The organism is Pseudoalteromonas sp. TAE56 (assembly GCF_000497955.1).
GTDB lineage: Bacteria > Pseudomonadota > Gammaproteobacteria > Enterobacterales > Alteromonadaceae > Pseudoalteromonas.
This window is the reverse complement of sequence record NZ_AUTN01000102.1, coordinates 1-20,105: the sequence shown is the minus strand read 5'-3', so window position 1 is coordinate 20,105 and position 20,105 is coordinate 1. Positions and strand designations below refer to the sequence as shown.

The window sequence follows — 20,105 nt, the reverse complement described above, 5'->3', positions numbered from 1 at the left end:
ACTTGGAATAGTTATTGCAAATTCTATGTAGTGTCAATTTTTTGAAATTGTAGAATTATGAGTTTTAAAGCGGTATTACAACAACTTAACAGAGATAAAAAAGACTATGCCAAAGGGGTAGGTACTCCTTTGCTTGTGCTTGCTGCCTTGGGAATGGTGATTCTACCGTTACCGCCATTTTTACTCGATATCCTTTTTTCGTTTAATATTGCTCTCGCATTAGTGGTTTTACTCGTGACCGTTTACACGATGAAGCCGGTTGAGTTTGGTATATTCCCCTCTGTATTATTAATCGCTACGATTATGCGCTTAGCGCTTAACGTTGCCAGTACTCGAGTTGTACTACTTGAAGGTCATAACGGAGGAGATTCTGCAGGTAAAGTGATTGAAGCGTTTGGCTCAGTTGTTATTGGTGGTAACTACGCTGTTGGTTTGGTCGTGTTTTTAATCCTGATCATTATTAACTTTGTGGTAATTACTAAAGGTGCAGGGCGTATATCTGAGGTATCTGCACGTTTTACCCTTGATGCAATGCCGGGTAAACAAATGGCAATTGACGCTGATTTAAACGCTGGTTTTATCAGTGCTGAACAAGCGCGTGACCGCCGAGAGGAAGTAACCCGAGAAGCCGATTTTTACGGTTCAATGGATGGTGCGAGTAAATTTGTAAAAGGCGATGCTATTGCAGGTATTGTTATATTAATCATCAACATTGTTGGTGGTTTATTTGTCGGTATGATTCAGCACAATTTGAGTTTTGGCGATGCAATGGAAGTATATACATTACTTACCATTGGTGATGGCTTAGTTGCTCAGCTCCCTTCTTTACTACTTTCAATTGGTACTGCGATTGTTGTAACACGCCAAAATGAGTCGCTCAATATGGGTGACCAATTTAAGAAGCAACTTGGTAACGAAAAATCTCTCTTCATTGCTTCAGGTATTTTGATCATCATGGGCTTAGTGCCTGGTATGCCACATTTTGCTTTTTTAAGTTTAGGTGCGTTACTTGGTTATTTAGCTTACTACACGCAGCAAAGTAAATTAAAAGCCGCTGCAGCAGAAGCTGAAGAAGCCGCCAGTGGTGGAAGCGCTGCAACGGGTATTGCTAATAAACAAGAGCAAAAAGAACTTGGCTGGGATGACGTTCAACAAGTTGATGTAATTGGCCTAGAAGTAGGTTACAGATTAATTCCGTTGGTAGATCAATCTCAAGGTGGTGAGCTACTTAATCGTATTAAAGGTGTACGTAAAAAGCTTTCTCAAGAGCTTGGCTTTTTAGTACCACCTGTGCACATTCGCGACAATTTAGAGCTTGACCCTAATGCTTACAGAATAACGCTAATGGGTGTTTCAACAGGTGAAAGCGAACTTAAACATGGCGACGAGCTGGCGATTAATCCAGGGCAAGTATTTGGTCCAATTAAAGGTGTTGAAACTAAAGACCCTGCATTTGGCCTTGATGCAGTATGGATCAAACCAGATCAAAAAGATGAAGCTCAATCACTAGGTTACACCGTTGTAGATTCAGCCACGGTAGTTGCCACTCATATCAGCCAGTTATTAACTAACAGTGCGGCGTTACTACTAGGGCACGAAGAAGTTCAGAACCTGCTTGATATGCTTGCTAAAAGCCACCCTCGCTTAGTTGAAGGCCTAGTACCAGATGTGTTGCCATTAACTGCAATTGTAAAAGTACTGCAAAATTTATTGAATGAAGGCGTTGCTATTCGCGATATGCGCTCAATTGTTCAAACCCTAGTTGAGTATGGCCCGCGTAGCCAAGACCCTGATGTATTAACGGCTGCAGTGCGTATTTCTCTGCGTAGATTAATTGTTCAAGATGCGGTTGGTATGTCATCAGAAATCCCTGTCATAACCTTGGCACCTGAGTTGGAACAGATGTTGCATCAGTCATTACAAAATGCAGGCGATGAAGGTGCCGGTATTGAGCCAGGACTTGCAGAGCGACTTCAAGTGTCATTGACACAAGCTCATCAAAATCAAGAAATGGCCGGTGAACCTTCTATATTGCTAACGTCAGGAATGTTACGCACTGTGTTATCTCGTTTTGTTAAGTACACCATTCCAGGATTGAGAGTGATGTCTTATCAAGAGGTACCAGACGAAAGACAGATCAAGATTGTTAGCTCAGTAGGCCAACAATAAGATTTTAAAAGGGGTTGAATCATGAAAATTAAACGTTTTTTTGCTAAAGATATGCGCACAGCACTTAAAGAAGTTAAAGATGAGTTAGGTGTTGATGCGGTTATTATGTCAAATAAAAAGCTGGCTAACGGTGTAGAAATTGTAGCGGCAGTTGATTATGACAAAGCAGCCCCTAAAGCAACAGCGCAACCACAAGGCAATGCAGAGCTGCGTGCTCAAGCGCCGCAGCAAAGTATGCATAACTTTGTAAAATCAGAACCTCAGCGTGCCAAACCTGAACCTCAAGCAAAAGTAGCAGATAGCTTACAAGCCTTATTAGAGCGTCAATCACCGCGTCCTCGCTCCCCAGAGCTTGCGTCAATGTTTTCTCAATCAGGTATTGATACTACAGATAACTACCAGGAACCTGTAGCTAAAGCGCGCCCTACTAATAATATGTTTGCACGTGATGATGTAGCCCCTGCACGTCCTCATACGCAAGCCGATAGCTTAGGTTTTGACGATTTAGACAGCGACTTTGATGATTTAGACAGCCCAGTAACTGCTCGCCAGCAAAAACCTAATAATGAAAGCGAAGAAATGACAACAATGCGTGAAGAAATGAACGCAATTCGTCAGTTATTAGAGCATCAAGTATCGGGTTTAATGCAGCAAGATATGGCGCGTCGCGATCCAACACGTGCTTGCATGGTTGATCGTTTAGTCGGTATGGGCATTGATAAAGAAGTAGCACAACAAATGGCATGTTTTGTACCTGATGATGTGTCTCGTCAACAAGGCTGGAAAGCATTGTTAACGATGGTCGAAGATCAAATGCAAACAACCAATAATGAAATACTTCGCCAAGGTGGTGTATATGCATTAGTTGGCCCTACAGGCGTAGGTAAAACAACAACTGTGGCTAAGCTTGCAGCGTTAGGCGCACAAAAATATGGCGCTGATAAAGTGGCGTTAATAACCACTGATACGTACAGAATTGGAGCCTATGAGCAACTTGCAACATATGGCCGTATTATTGGTTGTGGTGTAAAACAAGTTAAAGATGCTAATGAATTAGCTGAAGTTTTATATCATTTACGAAATAAACGTCTAGTATTAATTGATACAGCAGGTATGAGCCAACGAGATTTACGTTTAACTGAGCAGTTAAACACGTTAATGCGCAACCAACGTGTGGATATTCGCAGCTACCTAGTACTAAGCGCGACAGCACAAATTAATGTATTACAAGAAACAGTACGTCACTTTAAAAAAGTACAGTTAAGTGGTTGTATTTTCACTAAGTTAGATGAATCTTTGAGTTTGGGTGAGATTATTAGTATTGCGATTCAAAATCGTCTTCCAATAGGGTATCTTACTAACGGTCAACGAGTACCAGAAGATATTCGTGTTGCAAATGCTGAAAAACTAGTGAAAAAGGCTGAGCAATTATATTTAAAAAGAATAAAAGCACAACATTCAAGGCACCAAGCAGTGGCGCCAAGTACAGTAGGGATGTATGATTAACACAGTATTAGATCAAGCAAGCGGCCTGCGCAAGATGAGTCAAAACAATAACAACGGCGTAAAAGTTATCGCTGTAACCGGTGGTAAGGGTGGAGTAGGGAAAACAAATGTTTCTCTAAATACAGCTATTGCACTAGGGCAACAAGGTAACAGAGTATTAGTGCTGGATGCTGACTTAGGTTTAGCAAACTGTGATGTAATGCTTGGTTTACGTGTAGAGCGTAATTTATCACACGTTTTGTCTGGTGAATGTGAGCTTGACGAAATTTTAGTTGAAGGCCCTGCCGGTATTAAAATTGTACCGGCTACGTCTGGTTCGCAAAGTATGGTGGAGCTATCGCCATCTGAGCATGCTGGACTAATTCGTGCGTTTAGCGAATTAAATACCGAATTTGATATTTTAATTGTAGATACCGCCGCTGGTATTTCAGACATGGTACTGAGCTTTTCTCGCGCGGCACAAGATGTAATGGTTGTCGTGTGCGATGAACCAACATCAATAACGGATGCTTACGCACTTATTAAAGTATTAAGCCGTGAGCACGGTGTTTATAAGTTTAAAATTGTCGCCAATATGGTCCGCAGTATGCGTGAAGGCACCGAATTATTTGCAAAGCTTTCTAAAGTAACAGATCGCTTTTTAGATGTATCAATGGAGCTAGTCGCAACGGTTCCTTATGACGAAAATATGCGCAAAGCAACACGTCGTCAAAAAGTAATCGTAGAACTCTTTCCAAATTCGCCAGCCGCTCTTGCGTTTAAAACACTGGCAACAAAAGCAGTTAAATGGCCAATACCAAATCAACCATCTGGGCATTTAGAGTTTTTCATTGAGAAACTAGTAAACGGCTAATTATGACAACACTGGTGAATAGAGCTATGGGATATCAATCAACACAAAACTTAAATGTGATTGTTGAGAAACATGCATCACTTGTAAAAAAAGTGGCATGTCATCTAATTGCTCGATTACCACCTAGCGTTCAGCTTGATGATTTAATTCAATCAGGAATGATAGGTTTAATAGAAGCTTCAAAAAACTTTGATGCGACAAAAGGTGCAAGCTTTGAGACCTTTGCTGGTATTCGTATTCGCGGTGCTATGCTTGATGAAATGCGCCGTGGTGATTGGGCTCCTCGTTCAGTACACCGCAAAAGCCGACAAGTTGCAGAAGCAATTACTGGGCTCGAAAGCAGTCTGAACCGCGAACCAACAGATACAGAAGTTGCTGAAAAACTTGAAATTTCGCTCAATGAGTACCATCATATTTTAAATGATGTTAATACCAGTAAAGTATTAGGCATAGAAGACCTTGGTGTCGATGAGGATGTTATTACTCCCGTAGGCCAAGATTTAGCGCTAGACAAACCTTTTAATAATGTTAAAAATGACCGGTTTAATGAGTCTTTACTAAGCGCGATAAAGTCATTACCAGAGCGTGATGCGATGGTGCTTTCTTTGTACTATAACGATGAAATGAATTTAAAAGAAATAGGACATATACTCGATGTAAGCGAATCGCGTGTAAGTCAGATACATGGTCAGGCGATGATTAAGCTTAAAGCTAAAATCAATGACTGGATAAACTAGTAGTAAGTAAACTAAGGTTAATACCTCACTGGGGGATGTTTTGGATAAAAACATGAAAATTCTTGTAGTTGATGATTTTTCAACGATGAGACGAATTATAAAAAACCTATTACGTGACTTAGGTTTCACTAACGTTCAAGAAGCTGATGACGGGTCTACAGCTTTGCCTATGTTACAAAATCAAGTATTTGATTTTGTGGTTACAGATTGGAATATGCCTGGAATGCAAGGCATTGACCTTTTAAGAGCAATTCGTGCAGATGATAAGTTAAAACATATCCCTGTATTGATGGTAACGGCAGAAGCTAAAAAAGAACAAATAATAGCTGCAGCGCAAGCTGGCGTTAATGGTTATATTGTTAAGCCGTTTACGGCTGGAACATTAAAAACTAAATTAGAAAAAGTATTTGAACGCTTAGGCTAATGATGGGGGAGAGGCTTATGTCAGCACCAGCTGCGCCTCAAATAACGTTAGAACAAGCTCGTCAACTCGTCATTTTTTTAGAAAACGATGAGCAAGATAAAGCAAATGAGTTGATTTTAGAGACCGCTTCACAAGAGCAGTCTAAATTATTTGCTGAAGTTGGAAAGTTGACTCGTCAACTGCACGAAGCACTTAAAAGCTTTGAGCTTGATACTCGCTTAACTAATATAACGACTGATGCTATTCCAGATGCTAAAAAGCGGCTTAATTATGTCATAGAAATGACAGAGAATGCGGCTAATAAAACAATGGATGCTGTTGAGGCTAGTTTACCTATAGCTCAACAACTGGCAGATGAAATATCTCATATCAAACCGACATGGGATCGTTTAATGAGTCGCGAGATTGAGCTTGGTGAGTTTAAACAACTTTGCCATAGTATCGATAAGTTTATGAATAATTCTCATCACAAAACTGATGAGCTTCAAAGCTTAATGACAAATGTACTAATGGCTCAAGATTATCAAGACTTAACGGGTCAAGTTATTCGTCGTGTTATAGAACTTGTTAGAGAAGTAGAAGAAAGCTTACTTCATCTTTTAACAGCGTTTGCTGAACAAGATGATAGTGACAACACAGCGAATAAAGTAGAACAACAAAAAATAAAAGAACCAGTTGCCACACAAACTTTAGCAGGTCCTGAAGGCCCTATTATTGATAAAGAATCGCGTAATGATGTTGTATCTGATCAAGATGAAGTCGATGATCTTTTATCAAGTTTGGGCTTCTAAGAGGAGAGTAACTGCATGTTTGAAGTCGATGAAGATATTTTACAAGACTTTCTTGTAGAGGCAGGAGAAATCCTAGAGCTTTTATCTGAACAGTTAGTTGAACTGGAAAATAATCCAGAAGATACAGAGTTACTAAACGCTATATTTAGAGGCTTTCACACTGTAAAAGGTGGAGCAGGCTTTTTAGCGATGACAGAACTTGTTGATGCTTGCCATGGTGCTGAAAACGTATTTGATTTATTACGTCAAGGCGTGCGAACTGTCAATTCAGAGTTAATGGATGTTATTTTACAAGCGCTCGACACCATTAATGAAATGTTCGCGACTATTCAAAATAGGGATAAGCCAGAACCTGCAGATCCTGAATTACTTCACACCCTCCATATTTTGGGCTTACCCCCAACAGAAGATGAGCTTAATGGAGTCTCTTCACAAACTGAAGTTGAACAGCCTCATAATGAAGTAGCTGATACGCCAATAGCTGATGATGAAGATCCTTTTGCATTTGATGAACTATTTAGTGGAACTCCTTCGGTTAGTGACGCTGAGATAGATGAAATCACTGAGGACGAATTTGAAAACTTGCTTGATGAACTACATGGTAAAGGTCAAAGTCCTGTAGTTGAAAAGCCAGCAGTAAGTAGTAGTGATTTTAATGGTGATATTACTGATGATGAATTTGACAGCTTATTAGACGAGTTACACGGTGTTGGCAGTTTTGGTGAGGTTGCGAGTGAAGCACCTGAACAAGATAACGCAGTTAAAGCGCCTGTAGATGCAGCTAAACCAGCCTCAAACACTTCTAATTCATCAGGTGATGAAATTAGTGATGATGAGTTTGAAGCACTCCTTGATGAACTTCATGGCAAAGGTACTGCACCTAAATCAACAGAAAGCGTTCCTGCGGTAAAACAGCCAAATATTCCTGCTAAACCAGCTGAAAAAGCGAGTGTGCCTGCAAGCAAACCTGAACCTGCAAAAGTACCCGTTTCTAAACCGGCAGAAAAACCGGTAGCTAAAGCAGCGCCAGTAACGCCTAAAAAATCAGCACCGCCAGCAGCAGAGACGACAGTTCGTGTAGACACAAAACGACTTGACCAAATTATGAATATGGTTGGTGAGTTAGTACTGGTACGAAACCGTTTGGTTAGTTTAGCTACTAACTCAGACAGTGAAGCCATGGGTAAAGCAATCTCTAACTTAGATGTGGTGACTGCTGATATTCAAGGTGCGGTTATGCAAACGCGAATGCAACCAATTAAAAAGGTATTTGGTCGTTTCCCTCGCGTGGTTCGCGATTTAGCTCGCAGCTTAAACAAAGATATTGACCTAAAACTTGTAGGTGAAGAAACTGATTTAGATAAAAATTTGGTTGAAGCCCTTGCCGATCCTCTTGTGCATTTAGTTCGAAACTCAGTTGACCATGGCATCGAAATGCCAGCTGTTCGTGAGGCTGCAGGAAAGCCGAGAACAGGTAATGTTACTTTATCAGCGTCTCAAGAAGGTGACCATATCTTGCTTACCATTAAAGATGATGGCGCAGGTATGGATGCTGAAAAACTGAAAAAAATAGCAATTAGTAAAGGTGTGCTTGATCACGACCAAGCAAGTCGACTTTCTGACACTGAAGCATATAACTTGATTTTTGCACCCGGCTTTTCTACAAAAGAAGAAATATCTGATATTTCAGGCCGTGGTGTTGGAATGGATGTGGTGAAAACTAAAATCACCCAATTAAACGGTTCTGTAAGTATTCAATCTGAGTTAGGCGTCGGTACTATTTTAGAGATTAAAGTACCACTTACCTTAGCTATATTACCAACCTTAATGGTCATTGTTGGCGCACAAACATTTGCGTTACCACTTGCTGGTGTTAGTGAGATATTCAACTTAGATTTAACGAAAACAAATGTGGTAGATGGGCAATTAACAATTATTGTGCGTAAAAAGGCAATACCGTTATTTTACCTCGAGCATTGGTTAGTTAAAGGGTCAGATCGTTCGAAGCGAAAATCACAAGGTCACGTCGTTATCGTGCAAATTGGTACTCAGCAAATTGGTTTTGTTGTTGACTCATTAATAGGTCAAGAAGAAGTTGTCATTAAACCACTTGATGCGTTACTACAAGGTACCCCAGGCATGGCAGGTGCTACAATTACTTCAGATGGTGGCATTGCACTAATTTTAGACGTTCCAAACATGTTAAAACATTACGCAGGCTAATAATAAAGTAGGTATATATTTAATATATACCTACGCATAAATTTAATAAGAGAGCTAAATGGCCGTTAAAGTTTTAGTTGTTGATGATTCAAGCTTTTTTCGCCGTAGAGTAAGCGAAATTCTTGAGCAAGACAGCGACATACAAGTTATAGGCTTTGCTGTTAATGGCAGAGAGGCTGTTGAAAAGGCAGCTCAGCTACGTCCAGATATGATCACTATGGATGTAGAAATGCCTGTGCTTGATGGTATTAGCGCAGTTAAAGAGATAATGGCGAGTAATCCAACGCCGATCTTAATGTTTTCATCTTTAACACGTGATGGCGCGACAGCAACGTTTGATGCGCTAGATGCGGGAGCAATGGATTTCTTACCGAAAAAATTTGAAGACATCGCTCGCAATAATGAAGACGCTATAAAGCTTTTGCAAAATAAAGTGAAAGATATAGGGCGAAGACGCTTACCGCGAACGTTTAAAGCTGCAACGCCACCTAAGTCAGTAATTCCAGCCAAACCAACAACAAGTACACTTTCTCAAAGAACAAGCACACTAACTCCTTCGATAAAACAACCCGATAGAAGCTTTCAAAGAGCAGCACCTAAAGCACCGTCAGGTACAAGTATTGCCTCAATGCGAGCAAGTGGAAAGCAATACCAGCTTGTGGCTATAGGTACTTCTACAGGTGGTCCTGTTGCACTACAAACTATATTAACTCAATTACCAGCTAATTTTCCTCATCCTATTTTGCTTATTCAGCATATGCCTGCGGCTTTTACACCCGCATTTGCGGCACGCTTAAATGGCCTGTGCCAAATAAAAGTGAAAGAAGCGCAACAAGGTGATCGTTTACAGCCTGGGACAGCTTATTTAGCACCCGGCGGACAGCAGATGATGGTAGAAGGGCGTGGCGCAAATAGAACACTGCGGGTATTTGAAGATCATAGTGAGAGAATAAGCTATAAACCGAGTGTGGATGTAACTTTTGCCAGTGCAGCAAAAACGTATCAAGGCGATGTGCTTGCTATTGTTTTAACAGGTATGGGCGCTGATGGACGTGACGGTGCAAGAATGTTAAAACAAACAGGTGCAACTATTTGGGCGCAAGATGAGAAAAGCTGTGTTGTTTATGGAATGCCTCAAGCTATCGCTAATGCGGGACTTTCGAGTGAAAGCTTAGCACTGAATGATGTTGCAGCGCGCATAAAGAGAGAGGTGGGTTGTGGATAAGCTCTCAATATTTGGACTATTTGTAGCACTAGGTGCAATAGGTCTAGGTTACTCTTTAGAAGGCGGCGTTGTTTCTGCACTATTTAATGGCCCTGCGCTTATTATTGTATTAGGCGGCACGCTTGGCGCTGTTATGTTACAAACATCGGCCAGCACATTCAAAAAAATGCTAAATATGAGCTCTTGGGTTTTTGTTGCGCCACAATACGATATTGAAGACGCAATAGAGCAAGTTAAACGATGGTCTTATAAGGCGCGTCAAGAAGGTTACTTAGCGCTTGAAAATGAGGCGCTAGCTCATCCAGATGCGTATGCTGCAAAAGGTTTAAGTCTACTTGTAGATGGTTGCTCAGAGCAAAAGCTACGTGACACTCTTGAAATTGACTTACTGTTAGAGCGTGATCGTTTACTTGAAGCCGCACGTGTTTATGAAGCAATGGGAGGCTACAGCCCTACCATTGGTATTTTAGGTGCGGTACTTGGTTTAATACAGGCTATGTCGTTTATTACCGACCCGCAAATGCTTGGTGCGGGTGTTGCTACTGCATTTATTGCGACAATTTATGGTGTTGGTTTAGCTAATTTATTGTTTTTACCTATGGCAAATAAGTTAAAACAGCGTGTAGAGCAAAAAATGCTTTATCATGAAATGCTTGCCGAAGGCGTGATTGCAATAAGTGTTGGCGAAAGCCCAGTAAATATTGAATTAAAGCTTGAAGCCTACCGTGTAGAGCGTCCTAATTTAGTGGACGAATAACATGTTACGCCGACGACTTCGTCACTCTGATCCTAAAAGTCAGCATACAGAACGTTGGCTTGTATCGTATGCCGACTACATGACGATTATGTTTGCTTTTTTTGTGGTGCTGTATGCAATAGCGATTAACAAAGAAGAACAATTTCAAATATTGTCAGACTCCCTTGAACACGTTTTTGATAAATCTGCCCGCCAGCACTCCGAGCAAGGTGAGGGCGTCAATGGTAATGGAATATTGACTGATAGAGTTAGCCCAGAACAAGAAGTTCTTTATGGTGAAAGTATTTTAAAAGAAGAACAAGGTCCAGAGTTACTCGACGGTCAAAGTGATACAAGTAACATACAACAGAAATATTTAGGAAAACCACTCGATAGCTTACTTGCTAAGCTGCAGTCAGCGCTTATTGATGAAATTCGTGACGGAGAAGCCAGCTTAGAGCTGAATCAAGATTGGCTGATTATAGAGCTCAGCTCAGGTATGTTATTTTCAAGTGGTAGCTCAGTTGCACACTCGAGAGCAAAGCAAGTCGTCAAAATTGTTAAAGATATTATTGCTCCAGTAGATAACTATATTAGGGTGCGTGGCTATACTGATGATGAAAGTATTCGCAACGAGATATTTCGCTCAAATTGGGAACTCTCGGTTGCTAGAGCAACGTCTATCCTAGTAGAACTAGAAGCATTAGGTATTAATTCTGCCAGAATGGCGATAGAAGGTTATGGTCAATATTCACCTTTTGTAAGTAACGATACAGAACAAGGGCGAGCAGAAAATCGTAAAGTTGTTATTGCACTTTCTAAGTATGGTTTACCACCAATACAATACAGTAAAGGTGATGAACAAGTTAATAAACCAGTAGTGGCAAAGCCTGAAATTGAGCTCCCTTCAGATGACGATACAATAAAAATAATTCGTTTGCCTCATGGTGGTATTCGCATAACAACGCGCAATGAACAGTAATTAGGATGTAATGTGAAGATTTGGACTGTCGCAAATCAAAAAGGTGGTGTTGGGAAAACAACAACTGCAGTGAGCCTTGCCGGTATTTTAGCTTTGCAGGGTAAGCGTGTGTTGCTTATAGATACAGACCCTCATGCATCACTCACTTATTACTTTGGCATTGACTCAGAAGATTTAGAAGTGAGTGTGTACGATATTTTTGCTCGTGGCACAAGCATGCAAAGTGAAGAGATACTTCAAGCTCTATGTCCATCAACGCTTGAAAACCTGGATATTTTACCCGCAACAATGGCAATAGCCACGCTTGATAGAAGTATGGGTAATAAAACAGGAATGGGATTAATACTAAAAAAAGCACTTGCAAAAATCAGTGAACATTACGATTATGCAATTTTAGATTGCCCTCCCGTTTTAGGGGTGTTAATGGTTAATGCGCTTGCAGCAAGTGAGCGAATTTTAGTGCCAGTGCAAACGGAGTTTTTAGCACTTAAAGGGCTTGATAGAATGATGCGCACTATGGAATTAATGCAAACCTCTCAAGCGAAAGATTATCAATATACTATAATCCCTACTATGTATGATAAACGTACTAAAGCATCGTTAGAAGCATATAAAGCATTACAAAGTACGTATGGTGATAAAGTCTGGCCAGGTGTAATACCGGTGGATACTAAATTTAGAGATGCAAGCTTTGCGCAAAAAGTGCCTGTAGAGTATTGCCCTCGTTCGCGTGGTGTATACGCATATAAAGCACTGCTAGAATATTTAATTGAACAAGGTTAATGAATGAGTAAGCAATTATTTGCTAATGAAAAAGTAATGAAACAATACCTAGGGGCTTTGTTATGTGAAGACGAGCCTGTAGATAACCTTGAGCCAGTTGCAAAATTACTCGAGCAAATGCCGCACGACTCGCAGCAAGAACATATTCATTTAAAACCTAAAGAACAGATAAAAGCGGCAGAAAAAATATTTGATCAAGATTTACTTAATGCCGAAATTAAGCCAATAGTTGAACCGATTATTGAAGCCGAAAAAGTTAATAAAGCCATTGACGATGAAGTAATAGAGCCAATAAGTACGACTATTGAAGAACCAGAGCCACAGATTGTAACCACTAGCCAATCTGACTATTTTGATGGTGAATTTCAGGCATTATTTTTTGAAGTTGCTGGTTTAACATTGGCTGTACCCTTAAAAGCATTAGGCGGTATACATCAATTAGGTGAAGTTAATCATTTGTTTGGTAAGCCAAAGTGGTTTAAAGGCGTTATGCTCAATAGAGAAGAAAAGCTTAATGTTGTTGATACTGCTCGGTGGGTAATGCCAGAAAAGTATGATGATAAATTAGAAGCGTCTTTAGATTATCAGTATTTAATTACCTTAGGTGATAGCCAGTGGGGCTTATTAGCTGAAAAGTTGATAAATAACATTACATTGAGTAAAGAAGATGTAAAATGGCGTACAAATAAAAGTAAGCGCCCATGGCTTGCTGGTGTTATAAAAGAAAAAATGTGTGCTTTAATAGACGTAGATAATTTAAATATATTATTAGAGAAAGGCTTAGATAGCCGTCAGTAGTAATGACCATTACGGGGTAATAGCATGAATCAAGATAAATTACTGTCAGCAAATAAAAACGCAGATAATAATGATGAAATTTTACAGTGGGTTACGTTTAAGCTAGAAGAAGAAACCTACGGCGTAAATGTAATGCAAGTACAAGAAATACTTCGTTACACTGAGATAGCCCCTGTACCAGGTGCACCTTCTTACGTTATTGGTATTATTAACTTACGCGGTAACGTTGTAACGGTTATAGATACTCGTGCACGTTTTGGTTTGTTAGCTGCTGATGCAACCGATAATTCTCGTATCTTAATTATTGAAGCTGAAGAGCAAGTTATCGGCATCTTAGCTGACAGCGTATCTGAAGTGGTTTATTTACGCAGCTCTGAAATCGATAGTGCACCAAATGTTGGTACTGAAGAAAGTGCTAAGTTTATTCAAGGCGTTTGTAATCGTGATAATGAATTACTGATTTTGGTTGATTTAAATAAGTTACTCAGTGATGACGAATGGGATGAGTTAAGCGATATATAAGCTTTACCAAATAAATTATGCTGTTACTTAGTATAGCTATATCAGCGTTAGCGATAGGACTTATATCGCTGGCGTTAGTTATTGCATTAAAAAATAAACAAGCGAATGAAGTTAATGCAGTGTCGCAACAGCTCAAAGATAGCTCAGAGCAAACTCATATTTTGCGAAGTGAGATTTCAGAGCTTAGAACAGGGCTCTTAAGTATTGGTAAGCGAGTGCTTGAGGTTGAACAACAAAATCAAGATTTGGTTCAACAACAAGCTGCGCAAAAATACGATGACCCTGATGCTAAAATTTACTCTCGTGCAGTAAAAATGGTTGAATTAGGTGCCGATCTTAATGAGGTGATACGCGAATGCGAATTACCGCGAGCAGAAGCTGAATTACTATTTTCATTACATAAGCAAAAAGGCGCTTAGCGCCTTTGTGTTTACAAGTGCATAAATAAGCTCATGCTTTAATATTTAACTTACCTTGAAAGTCTTGCCAGCCTGGCGGAAACTGACCTCTTAATACATATGAAAACGCAATGAGTTCTGCAATTACATAATAAAGTTCTTTAGGAATTTCCTCCCCTAAGCTCAAATGAGACAACGTTTTAGCAAGCTCAGCATCTTCGTGAATCATAATTCCTTTGAGTTTTGCCGCCGCAATTATTTCGTCAGCTAAATCACCAAACCCTTTTACACTTACAGTGGGTGTATTGCCAGCTTCATATAAAAGCCCAATGGCTGACTTATTAATTGGTGTATCACTCATAGCTAAACCTTAATATTAATAATTGCATGAGATTTATAAAATGCCTGATTATTTGCATCGCCTCGCTTTAAGTTGAGCTCTCCAACTTGTAAACCATGTTTAGCTAGTTTGGATCTTAAATTATCTAAGTGAGGGTGAGCAATTGCGCTTATTTCTTGGCTCGAGGCTAATAGCTGGCAATCAAGTGCTTTATCCATTAACTCAGCGGTAATTTGTAACTGCCCAATCTGTGCATAATCAAAGTTTAACCTGACAAACCATACATTTTTATCTTCTAATTTATCTGTGCTTGGCTTTTTATATTGCCCCAGTGTTATTTCTGTTTGGGCGGTCTCCGGCGGCAATTTCATTGGTAATAAAAATTGTGCAAGCGGGTTTGTGTCAGGTTGCTGATTTGGTGTTGAAACACTTACTTGGGTAAGTGTGTTTTTAACGTGTACGATTTCGCTAGCTAATGCTTGAACTTGAGCTTGCTGCAGTTGCTCAAGTATTTTTGCTCCCGCGTTACCGGTCTTAAAAGTAGGTATGAGAACTTGTAAAAGTGCATCTAAGCCAGTTTGGTTATTAAAGCTTATTGGTGTTACTGATTGGCTAATTATAGGGGCTGCTAAAATACTCACTGCAACTTGTTCAAGTCCTTTAGTGAAGCTACTTTGTAGTATGTCCCCCGTTAATTGAGATGGTTGTAAGGTGGCTAATACTTCACGCTGTATGGTCGCAGGGTTAATATTATTACTTGAGACCATGCGATTAAATGCTTGGTTAATTAAGCGAGTTAAATCGGGCGTATCTTTTGTTGTTCTATTTGTAATGTCAGTAATTTGACTACTTAAAAGCTGTTTGTTACCAGCCACTCTATCCGTAGGGATTGTGGTATCAGGAAGCTTTAATAATGTGCTTAATAGCTTTGCTTCTATTGGTTGTAGCATTTGACTACGAGAGGCAATATTAGATAACGGCTCTGCTAATGGGATCGTGTTTTTAATAGCGGCAGAGTTTACACTGTTTTGATTGTTGCCATTTATTACTTGTTGCACTGAAGAAGTTGTTTGCCCTTTAGTAACAATTTCACTTGTAGGCTTAATTAACGTATCAACTTTACTGTTGGTACTAATACTCAGAGTACTCAATTGACTCGCGTTTGGATTACTTGGCTTAGCGCTCGCCACTTCACTTTGCGTAATATTATTTGTTTTTGGCGTGTTGGTTGTTGCTGTGTTTGAAGGTGATTGCCAAACACTAACACTTCCTTTTATTTGCTGAGTTAATTGTACAAGTGGTGGGAGTCTTGAAAAGTGCTCTGGTAAAATATTACTCGTATTGCTATTCAACGCAGTACTTACATGTTGGGTAATGTTAACTCTAGTTAGCGGTGATTCTGTTACTTGTACAATTAAGCCTGGCCTTTGTATTGCAGACAATACAAATGGTGGTGTTAGCTCAGGTTTATTTGCTGCTGCAAAGGGCTTATTTTCAAAGTATTTAACCGCATCATTAATTCGCGTTTTTAAATCACTAAAGCTATTTTGTAGCCACGATTTTATTGGACTATCTGGGGTCAATAATGGGTTTACTTTTACATTAGAAACAGACGATGGCACTGCCGGTGCGTTGCTTTTTTGCGCTAAAAGTAACTCGTTAAATGGTTTAGAAAATGAGTTATTAAGCGTCACTTTTATATTGTTAGCATCGGTTTGAATAAGTAATTTATCTGCCTGATTTATTAAATTTACTTTAATAGGCGTGTTGGGTAGTTCACTAACTTGTTGATTAGTAATAGGCGTTGTAAACGAACCTGGCTTTTGAGGATGAGTTAAAATAGCGAGCTTAGGTGTTGCTTGCAGTTGCGCACTAGGTAATAAAGCCACGAGTAATTTAGTAAGTTTAGTTTGGCTAAGTGGTTGCGTATGAACTGTATCTGCAAAGCGATTAATAACATTAAGCTGTGTGCCTTTATTGGTGGTGCTAACAACTACTTTTAAAGGCTGTTCGGTTATAAGTAACTGCGCTACGTCTTTATTTATGGCAATACTGGCGTTGAGTTTATCAATTACTAATTTGGGAGTTGGGGATACAACGACTTGTACATCCAGTGGTTTGCTTTGTACCTCAGTGCCCGTGCTTACATAATTTAATAAACGCTGTAATTGTACTGGTTGATTTAAAGTCAGGGTAGTAGTGTTTGGCGTGATGTTGAGCTGTTTGCCATCGGGGTTGAGCTGTATGTTAGCACTGGCTATTTTTTGTAAATTTTGAGGTGTGCTTGCAGTGCCAAGCCTTAATGTTTGCCAATGCTTATCAATCAATACATCAAGCGTAATCGAGTCTTTCGAAAATTGAATGTTTTTAGCCGCAAGTACCTCATTAGGTAATTGTGATAACTCATTGGGTTGGGGAGTCGTTGACTGATTGATAACCAATGAATTAGATAATGTTATTTGCGTTGGCGTATTCATTATTTTAAATCAAGTTTTCTCTATTTTAAGTGAATCGATTTTAAAGCAATATTCGTATTACCCTATCATTATGGTAGACTAACGCCTAATTTTTGGCAGAGAGAATCGTCATCTTGTTACACATTAAGTCCGTCACCTGCATCAAGCAAGATCGTTGTTTGTTTGCGGATCTTAATTTTAGCCTTAATAGCGGTCAAATCATGCAATTAGCGGGTCCTAATGGGGCTGGTAAAACATCGCTATTGCGTATTATCGCAGGCTTCTCTGTGCCTGATGAAGGGGCTGTTTTATTTCAAGAACAGCCTATATCTAAGTACTACGAAGAGTATGCCAGAGAACTACTCTTTATAGGCCATAAAACAGGTGTAAATACTCAGCTTAGTGCAGTTGAAAATGTTCGCCATTGGTTACAAATTAATGGCTACATAAACGAGCCTGACTTATATGCCATTCTAGCGCAACTTGGCCTTGTTGGGCTTGAAGATGTACCGGTTAGGATGCTATCTGCTGGGCAACAACGACGTGTAGCTTTGGTAAGGCTTTGGTTAAGTGATGCTAAGTTATGGGTACTTGACGAGCCATTTACCGCGCTTGATAAAAGCGGCGTTGCTTTTTTACAGCAGCGATTTACTGAACACTTACAAAGCGGTGGTGCTATTTTATTAACGACCCACCAAGATTTAACGACCCATTTTAGTAACTTGCAAACGGTTACATTGGAGTATCGCCACTAATGACCCGTCAACATTCTTATTGGTTGCTATTTAGTGCGGTATTTACCAAAGATGTAAAACTTGCGTTTCGCCAGCGCGCCGAAATTGTAAATCCTATTTTGTTTTTCTTAATTGTAATTTCATTATTCCCGTTAGCAATAGGGCCTGAGCCCGGTCTATTGGCAAGAATGGCGCCAGGTATTATTTGGGTCGCCGCATTACTTTCTACCATGTTGGGATTGGATAAGCTGTTTAGAGATGATTTTAATGATGGCTCATTGGAGCAGTTAATTGCATCGTCTTATCCGTTATCGTTAACCGTACTCGCAAAGGTTACTGCACATTGGGTAGTAACAGGCCTTCCGCTTGTATTAATGACGCCGCTGTTTGCATTGCTATTAAACCTAGAAAGTACGGCGCTAACTGCGACCGTTTTAACATTATTATTAGGCACACCACTATTGAGCTTTATTGGCGCAATTGGCGCTGGGCTTACTGTGGGGCTACAAAAAGGGGGTATTTTGATGAGTTTACTCGTACTGCCTTTGTATATTCCTGTTTTGATTTTTGCAACGTCAGCTATCGATACCAGCACAATGTCGCTGGATTATAGTGGGCAGCTTGCCATCCTTGGTGCAATGTTGCTTATTGCTATTATTAGTGCACCAATTGCCATATCGTCAGCTTTAAAAGTGAGTGTAAGTTAATGTGGAAGTGGTTACATCCCTATGCTAAAGCAGAGCGTGCATATCAGTTATGCAATACGTTACTGCCTTATTTTGCCGTAGTTACCGTAGTTAGTATGATTGTTGGATGGGTATGGGGGCTTGGTTTTGCACCTGCCGATTACCAACAAAAAGACAGCTACCGTATCATTTTTATTCATGTTCCTTCTGCCATTTTATCTATGGGCGCTTACTCCTCAATGGCAATTGCCGCCATTGTTGCACTTGTATGGCAACTACGAAATGCTGAACTTGCTGTTATTGCTATAGCCCCTGTTGGTGCATGCATTACTGCTATTGCTCTTATTACTGGCGCTGCATGGGGTAAACCTATGTGGGGTGCTTGGTGGGTGTGGGATGCACGTTTAACGTCTGAACTTATTTTATTATTTTTATATCTTGGGGTGCTTTCGCTTTACCATGCGTTTGAAGATAAAAAGTCAGCAGGGCGTGCGGCTTCTATTTTAGCGATTGTTGGCGTAATTAATTTACCTATTATTCATTACTCTGTTGAGTGGTGGAATACGTTACACCAAGGTGCAAGCATTACAAAACTAGACACCAAAGCAATAGACCCAAGTATGTTTTGGCCTCTTATGGTTAATATTTTAGCCTTTGCTGCTTTTGTAGGCACAGTGACTTTAATTCGTCTTAAAAATGAAATATTGCAACGCGAAAAGCACCGACCGTGGGTGCGCTCGTTGTTAAATAAGAGGTAATTATGCAGTTTGACTCTTTTTCTGATTTTATTGCAATGGGAGGCTATGGGTTTTATGTATGGCTTTCTTTTGGTACATGCGCACTTATTTTACTTGGTATTTTAGTGAACTCTTTGAGAGATACTAAACGTATTATGGCTTCAGTAGAGCAACAAATAGTACGTGAAGCGCGAATTAAAAAAGCTAAACAGGAACAAGTATCATGAATCCAAGACGTAAAAAGCGCCTATTGGTAATTATTGCCGTACTGTTTGGTATTGGTGGATCGATTGGTTTAGTGCTTTATGCACTTCAAGAAAATATAAACTTATTTTATACGCCAAGCGAGCTTATTGATGGTAAAGGTCCTAACAAAGAAAAACCACACATAGGCCAAAAGTTACGTATTGGCGGTATGGTTGTACCTGGTACAGTTGAGCGAAATGAACAAAGCTTGCAAGTAAGCTTTAAGTTAATTGATACAGGTCCATTAGTGACCGTGCGTTATCAAGGCATATTGCCAGACTTGTTTCGTGAGGGGCAAGGCATTGTAGCGCAAGGTGTGTTAATAGAACCTAATGTTATAGAAGCATTTGAAGTACTTGCAAAGCATGACGAAGAATACATGCCAGCAGAAGTTGCAGAGGCAGTTAAAGGTATCAAACACGAAAAACCAAAATACAACTTAGATAGTGGTAATTAGCTATGATCCCAGAAATTGGTTATTTTTCTTTAACGCTTGCCATGGTGCTAAGCGTTTTACTGTGTATTTTTCCTCTTTGGGGCGCGCATACCGGTAATCTTCGATTAATGCGTGCGGCTCCATCTTTAGCAATAGGACAGTTTGCCTTTGTACTAATCTCTTTTGCTGCACTTATTTATGCGAGTTTAACTGACGATTTTACCGTATCTTACGTAGCGTATCATTCAAGTAGTACGCTGCCTTGGTACTATAAAATCACCTCTACGTGGGGCGGTCATGAAGGTGCTATTTTATTATGGCTA

Annotated in this window: 21 protein-coding genes and 1 pseudogene; 20 read left to right on the top strand and 2 right to left on the bottom strand. The window is 39.9% G+C overall.

The genetic code is table 11. The features are described from left to right. Window positions 1-57: 57 nt before the first annotated feature. The 14 genes from flhA to L656_RS0110640 are packed head-to-tail and all read left to right on the top strand — an operon-like array spanning window position 58 to window position 14,168. Window positions 58-2,169 (top strand): flagellar biosynthesis protein FlhA, encoded by a 2,112-nt coding sequence (gene flhA / locus L656_RS0110705; protein WP_024599209.1) that lies wholly within the window; start codon window positions 58-60, stop codon window positions 2,167-2,169. Between the two features lie 21 nt (window positions 2,170-2,190). Beyond that, a complete protein-coding gene (gene flhF, locus L656_RS0110700) occupies window positions 2,191-3,675 on the top strand; it encodes a flagellar biosynthesis protein FlhF (protein ID WP_024599208.1) in 1,485 nt (494 codons plus the stop codon). After that, window positions 3,668-4,528 (top strand): MinD/ParA family ATP-binding protein, encoded by an 861-nt coding sequence (locus L656_RS0110695; protein ID WP_002959312.1) that lies wholly within the window; start codon window positions 3,668-3,670, stop codon window positions 4,526-4,528. Before flhF ends, L656_RS0110695 begins: the two co-directional genes overlap by 8 nt. A 26-nt stretch (window positions 4,529-4,554) precedes the next feature. Beyond that, window positions 4,555-5,265 (top strand): RNA polymerase sigma factor FliA, encoded by a 711-nt coding sequence (locus L656_RS0110690; RefSeq protein WP_024599207.1) that lies wholly within the window; start codon window positions 4,555-4,557, stop codon window positions 5,263-5,265. Between the two features lie 40 nt (window positions 5,266-5,305). Continuing rightward, the gene (cheY, locus tag L656_RS0110685) at window positions 5,306-5,689 is read left to right on the top strand and encodes a chemotaxis response regulator CheY (RefSeq protein WP_008132609.1); all 384 of its coding nucleotides are present in this window, start codon (window positions 5,306-5,308) and stop codon (window positions 5,687-5,689) included. 17 nt (window positions 5,690-5,706) lie between these two features. After that, window positions 5,707-6,480, top strand: a complete 774-nt coding sequence (locus L656_RS0110680) for a protein phosphatase CheZ (protein ID WP_024599206.1) — start codon at window positions 5,707-5,709, stop codon at window positions 6,478-6,480. A gap of 15 nt (window positions 6,481-6,495) precedes the next feature. After that, complete coding sequence (locus L656_RS0110675; protein ID WP_024599205.1) at window positions 6,496-8,703, top strand: chemotaxis protein CheA; 2,208 nt, start codon at window positions 6,496-6,498, stop codon at window positions 8,701-8,703. A 58-nt stretch (window positions 8,704-8,761) separates the two neighbouring features. Continuing rightward, a complete protein-coding gene (locus tag L656_RS0110670; protein WP_024599204.1) occupies window positions 8,762-9,928 on the top strand; it encodes a protein-glutamate methylesterase/protein-glutamine glutaminase in 1,167 nt (388 codons plus the stop codon). Continuing rightward, window positions 9,921-10,685 (top strand): flagellar motor protein, encoded by a 765-nt coding sequence (locus L656_RS0110665; protein WP_024599203.1) that lies wholly within the window; start codon window positions 9,921-9,923, stop codon window positions 10,683-10,685. The genes L656_RS0110670 and L656_RS0110665 overlap by 8 nt, the downstream gene beginning before the upstream one ends. 1 nt (window position 10,686) lies before the next feature. After that, a complete protein-coding gene (locus L656_RS0110660; protein ID WP_024599202.1) occupies window positions 10,687-11,646 on the top strand; it encodes a flagellar motor protein MotB in 960 nt (319 codons plus the stop codon). Window positions 11,647-11,658: 12 nt separating this feature from the next. Further along, window positions 11,659-12,429, top strand: a complete 771-nt coding sequence (locus L656_RS0110655; protein WP_024599201.1) for a ParA family protein — start codon at window positions 11,659-11,661, stop codon at window positions 12,427-12,429. 3 nt (window positions 12,430-12,432) lie between these two features. Then, window positions 12,433-13,227: a chemotaxis protein CheW gene (locus tag L656_RS0110650; RefSeq protein WP_024599200.1), complete on the top strand. Its 795-nt coding sequence runs from the start codon at window positions 12,433-12,435 to the stop codon at window positions 13,225-13,227. A 24-nt stretch (window positions 13,228-13,251) separates the two neighbouring features. After that, window positions 13,252-13,749, top strand: coding sequence for a chemotaxis protein CheW (locus L656_RS0110645; protein ID WP_002959294.1), 498 nt, complete (start codon window positions 13,252-13,254; stop codon window positions 13,747-13,749). Window positions 13,750-13,766: 17 nt separating this feature from the next. Then, window positions 13,767-14,168: a DUF2802 domain-containing protein gene (locus tag L656_RS0110640; RefSeq protein WP_024599199.1), complete on the top strand. Its 402-nt coding sequence runs from the start codon at window positions 13,767-13,769 to the stop codon at window positions 14,166-14,168. A gap of 31 nt (window positions 14,169-14,199) precedes the next feature. On the opposite strand, the gene L656_RS0110635 is transcribed toward L656_RS0110640, so the two are convergent. Continuing rightward, window positions 14,200-14,508: an EscU/YscU/HrcU family type III secretion system export apparatus switch protein gene (locus L656_RS0110635; protein WP_024599198.1), complete on the bottom strand. Its 309-nt coding sequence runs from the start codon at window positions 14,506-14,508 to the stop codon at window positions 14,200-14,202. A gap of 2 nt (window positions 14,509-14,510) precedes the next feature. Further along, complete coding sequence (gene fliK, locus L656_RS0110630; RefSeq protein WP_024599197.1) at window positions 14,511-16,964, bottom strand: flagellar hook-length control protein FliK; 2,454 nt, start codon at window positions 16,962-16,964, stop codon at window positions 14,511-14,513. 113 nt (window positions 16,965-17,077) lie between these two features. On the opposite strand from fliK, the gene ccmA reads away from it, so the two are divergent. The 6 genes and pseudogenes from ccmA to L656_RS01000000122180 all read left to right on the top strand — a co-directional run. Then, complete coding sequence (ccmA, locus tag L656_RS0110625; RefSeq protein WP_076915766.1) at window positions 17,078-17,698, top strand: cytochrome c biogenesis heme-transporting ATPase CcmA; 621 nt, start codon at window positions 17,078-17,080, stop codon at window positions 17,696-17,698. After that, window positions 17,698-18,384 (top strand): heme exporter protein CcmB, encoded by a 687-nt coding sequence (ccmB, locus tag L656_RS0110620; protein ID WP_024599195.1) that lies wholly within the window; start codon window positions 17,698-17,700, stop codon window positions 18,382-18,384. The genes ccmA and ccmB overlap by 1 nt, the downstream gene beginning before the upstream one ends. Continuing rightward, complete coding sequence (locus L656_RS0110615; RefSeq protein ID WP_024599194.1) at window positions 18,384-19,121, top strand: heme ABC transporter permease; 738 nt, start codon at window positions 18,384-18,386, stop codon at window positions 19,119-19,121. Before ccmB ends, L656_RS0110615 begins: the two co-directional genes overlap by 1 nt. A 2-nt stretch (window positions 19,122-19,123) precedes the next feature. After that, window positions 19,124-19,327 carry a heme exporter protein CcmD gene (gene ccmD / locus L656_RS0110610; protein WP_024599193.1) on the top strand — a complete coding sequence of 68 codons (204 nt, stop codon included), beginning with the start codon at window positions 19,124-19,126 and terminating at the stop codon, window positions 19,325-19,327. Further along, the gene (gene ccmE, locus L656_RS0110605) at window positions 19,324-19,803 is read left to right on the top strand and encodes a cytochrome c maturation protein CcmE (protein ID WP_024599192.1); all 480 of its coding nucleotides are present in this window, start codon (window positions 19,324-19,326) and stop codon (window positions 19,801-19,803) included. Before ccmD ends, ccmE begins: the two co-directional genes overlap by 4 nt. A gap of 2 nt (window positions 19,804-19,805) precedes the next feature. After that, window positions 19,806-20,105: pseudogene (locus L656_RS01000000122180) on the top strand (heme lyase NrfEFG subunit NrfE); the annotation flags it as partial.

Coding starts and splice junctions, on each gene's coding strand:
- L656_RS0110615 (WP_024599194.1), top strand. CDS start 18,384: ATGTGGAAGTGGTTACATCCCTATGCTAAAGCAGAGCGTGCATATCAG.
- L656_RS0110690 (WP_024599207.1), top strand. CDS start 4,555: ATGGGATATCAATCAACACAAAACTTAAATGTGATTGTTGAGAAACAT.
- L656_RS0110660 (WP_024599202.1), top strand. CDS start 10,687: ATGTTACGCCGACGACTTCGTCACTCTGATCCTAAAAGTCAGCATACA.
- fliK (WP_024599197.1), bottom strand. CDS start 16,964: ATGAATACGCCAACGCAAATAACATTATCTAATTCATTGGTTATCAAT.
- L656_RS0110635 (WP_024599198.1), bottom strand. CDS start 14,508: ATGAGTGATACACCAATTAATAAGTCAGCCATTGGGCTTTTATATGAA.
- ccmD (WP_024599193.1), top strand. CDS start 19,124: ATGCAGTTTGACTCTTTTTCTGATTTTATTGCAATGGGAGGCTATGGG.
- L656_RS0110640 (WP_024599199.1), top strand. CDS start 13,767: ATGCTGTTACTTAGTATAGCTATATCAGCGTTAGCGATAGGACTTATA.
- L656_RS0110680 (WP_024599206.1), top strand. CDS start 5,707: ATGTCAGCACCAGCTGCGCCTCAAATAACGTTAGAACAAGCTCGTCAA.
- ccmB (WP_024599195.1), top strand. CDS start 17,698: ATGACCCGTCAACATTCTTATTGGTTGCTATTTAGTGCGGTATTTACC.
- flhA (WP_024599209.1), top strand. CDS start 58: ATGAGTTTTAAAGCGGTATTACAACAACTTAACAGAGATAAAAAAGAC.
- L656_RS0110650 (WP_024599200.1), top strand. CDS start 12,433: ATGAGTAAGCAATTATTTGCTAATGAAAAAGTAATGAAACAATACCTA.
- L656_RS0110645 (WP_002959294.1), top strand. CDS start 13,252: ATGAATCAAGATAAATTACTGTCAGCAAATAAAAACGCAGATAATAAT.
- ccmE (WP_024599192.1), top strand. CDS start 19,324: ATGAATCCAAGACGTAAAAAGCGCCTATTGGTAATTATTGCCGTACTG.
- L656_RS0110670 (WP_024599204.1), top strand. CDS start 8,762: ATGGCCGTTAAAGTTTTAGTTGTTGATGATTCAAGCTTTTTTCGCCGT.
- flhF (WP_024599208.1), top strand. CDS start 2,191: ATGAAAATTAAACGTTTTTTTGCTAAAGATATGCGCACAGCACTTAAA.
- L656_RS0110675 (WP_024599205.1), top strand. CDS start 6,496: ATGTTTGAAGTCGATGAAGATATTTTACAAGACTTTCTTGTAGAGGCA.
- L656_RS0110695 (WP_002959312.1), top strand. CDS start 3,668: ATGATTAACACAGTATTAGATCAAGCAAGCGGCCTGCGCAAGATGAGT.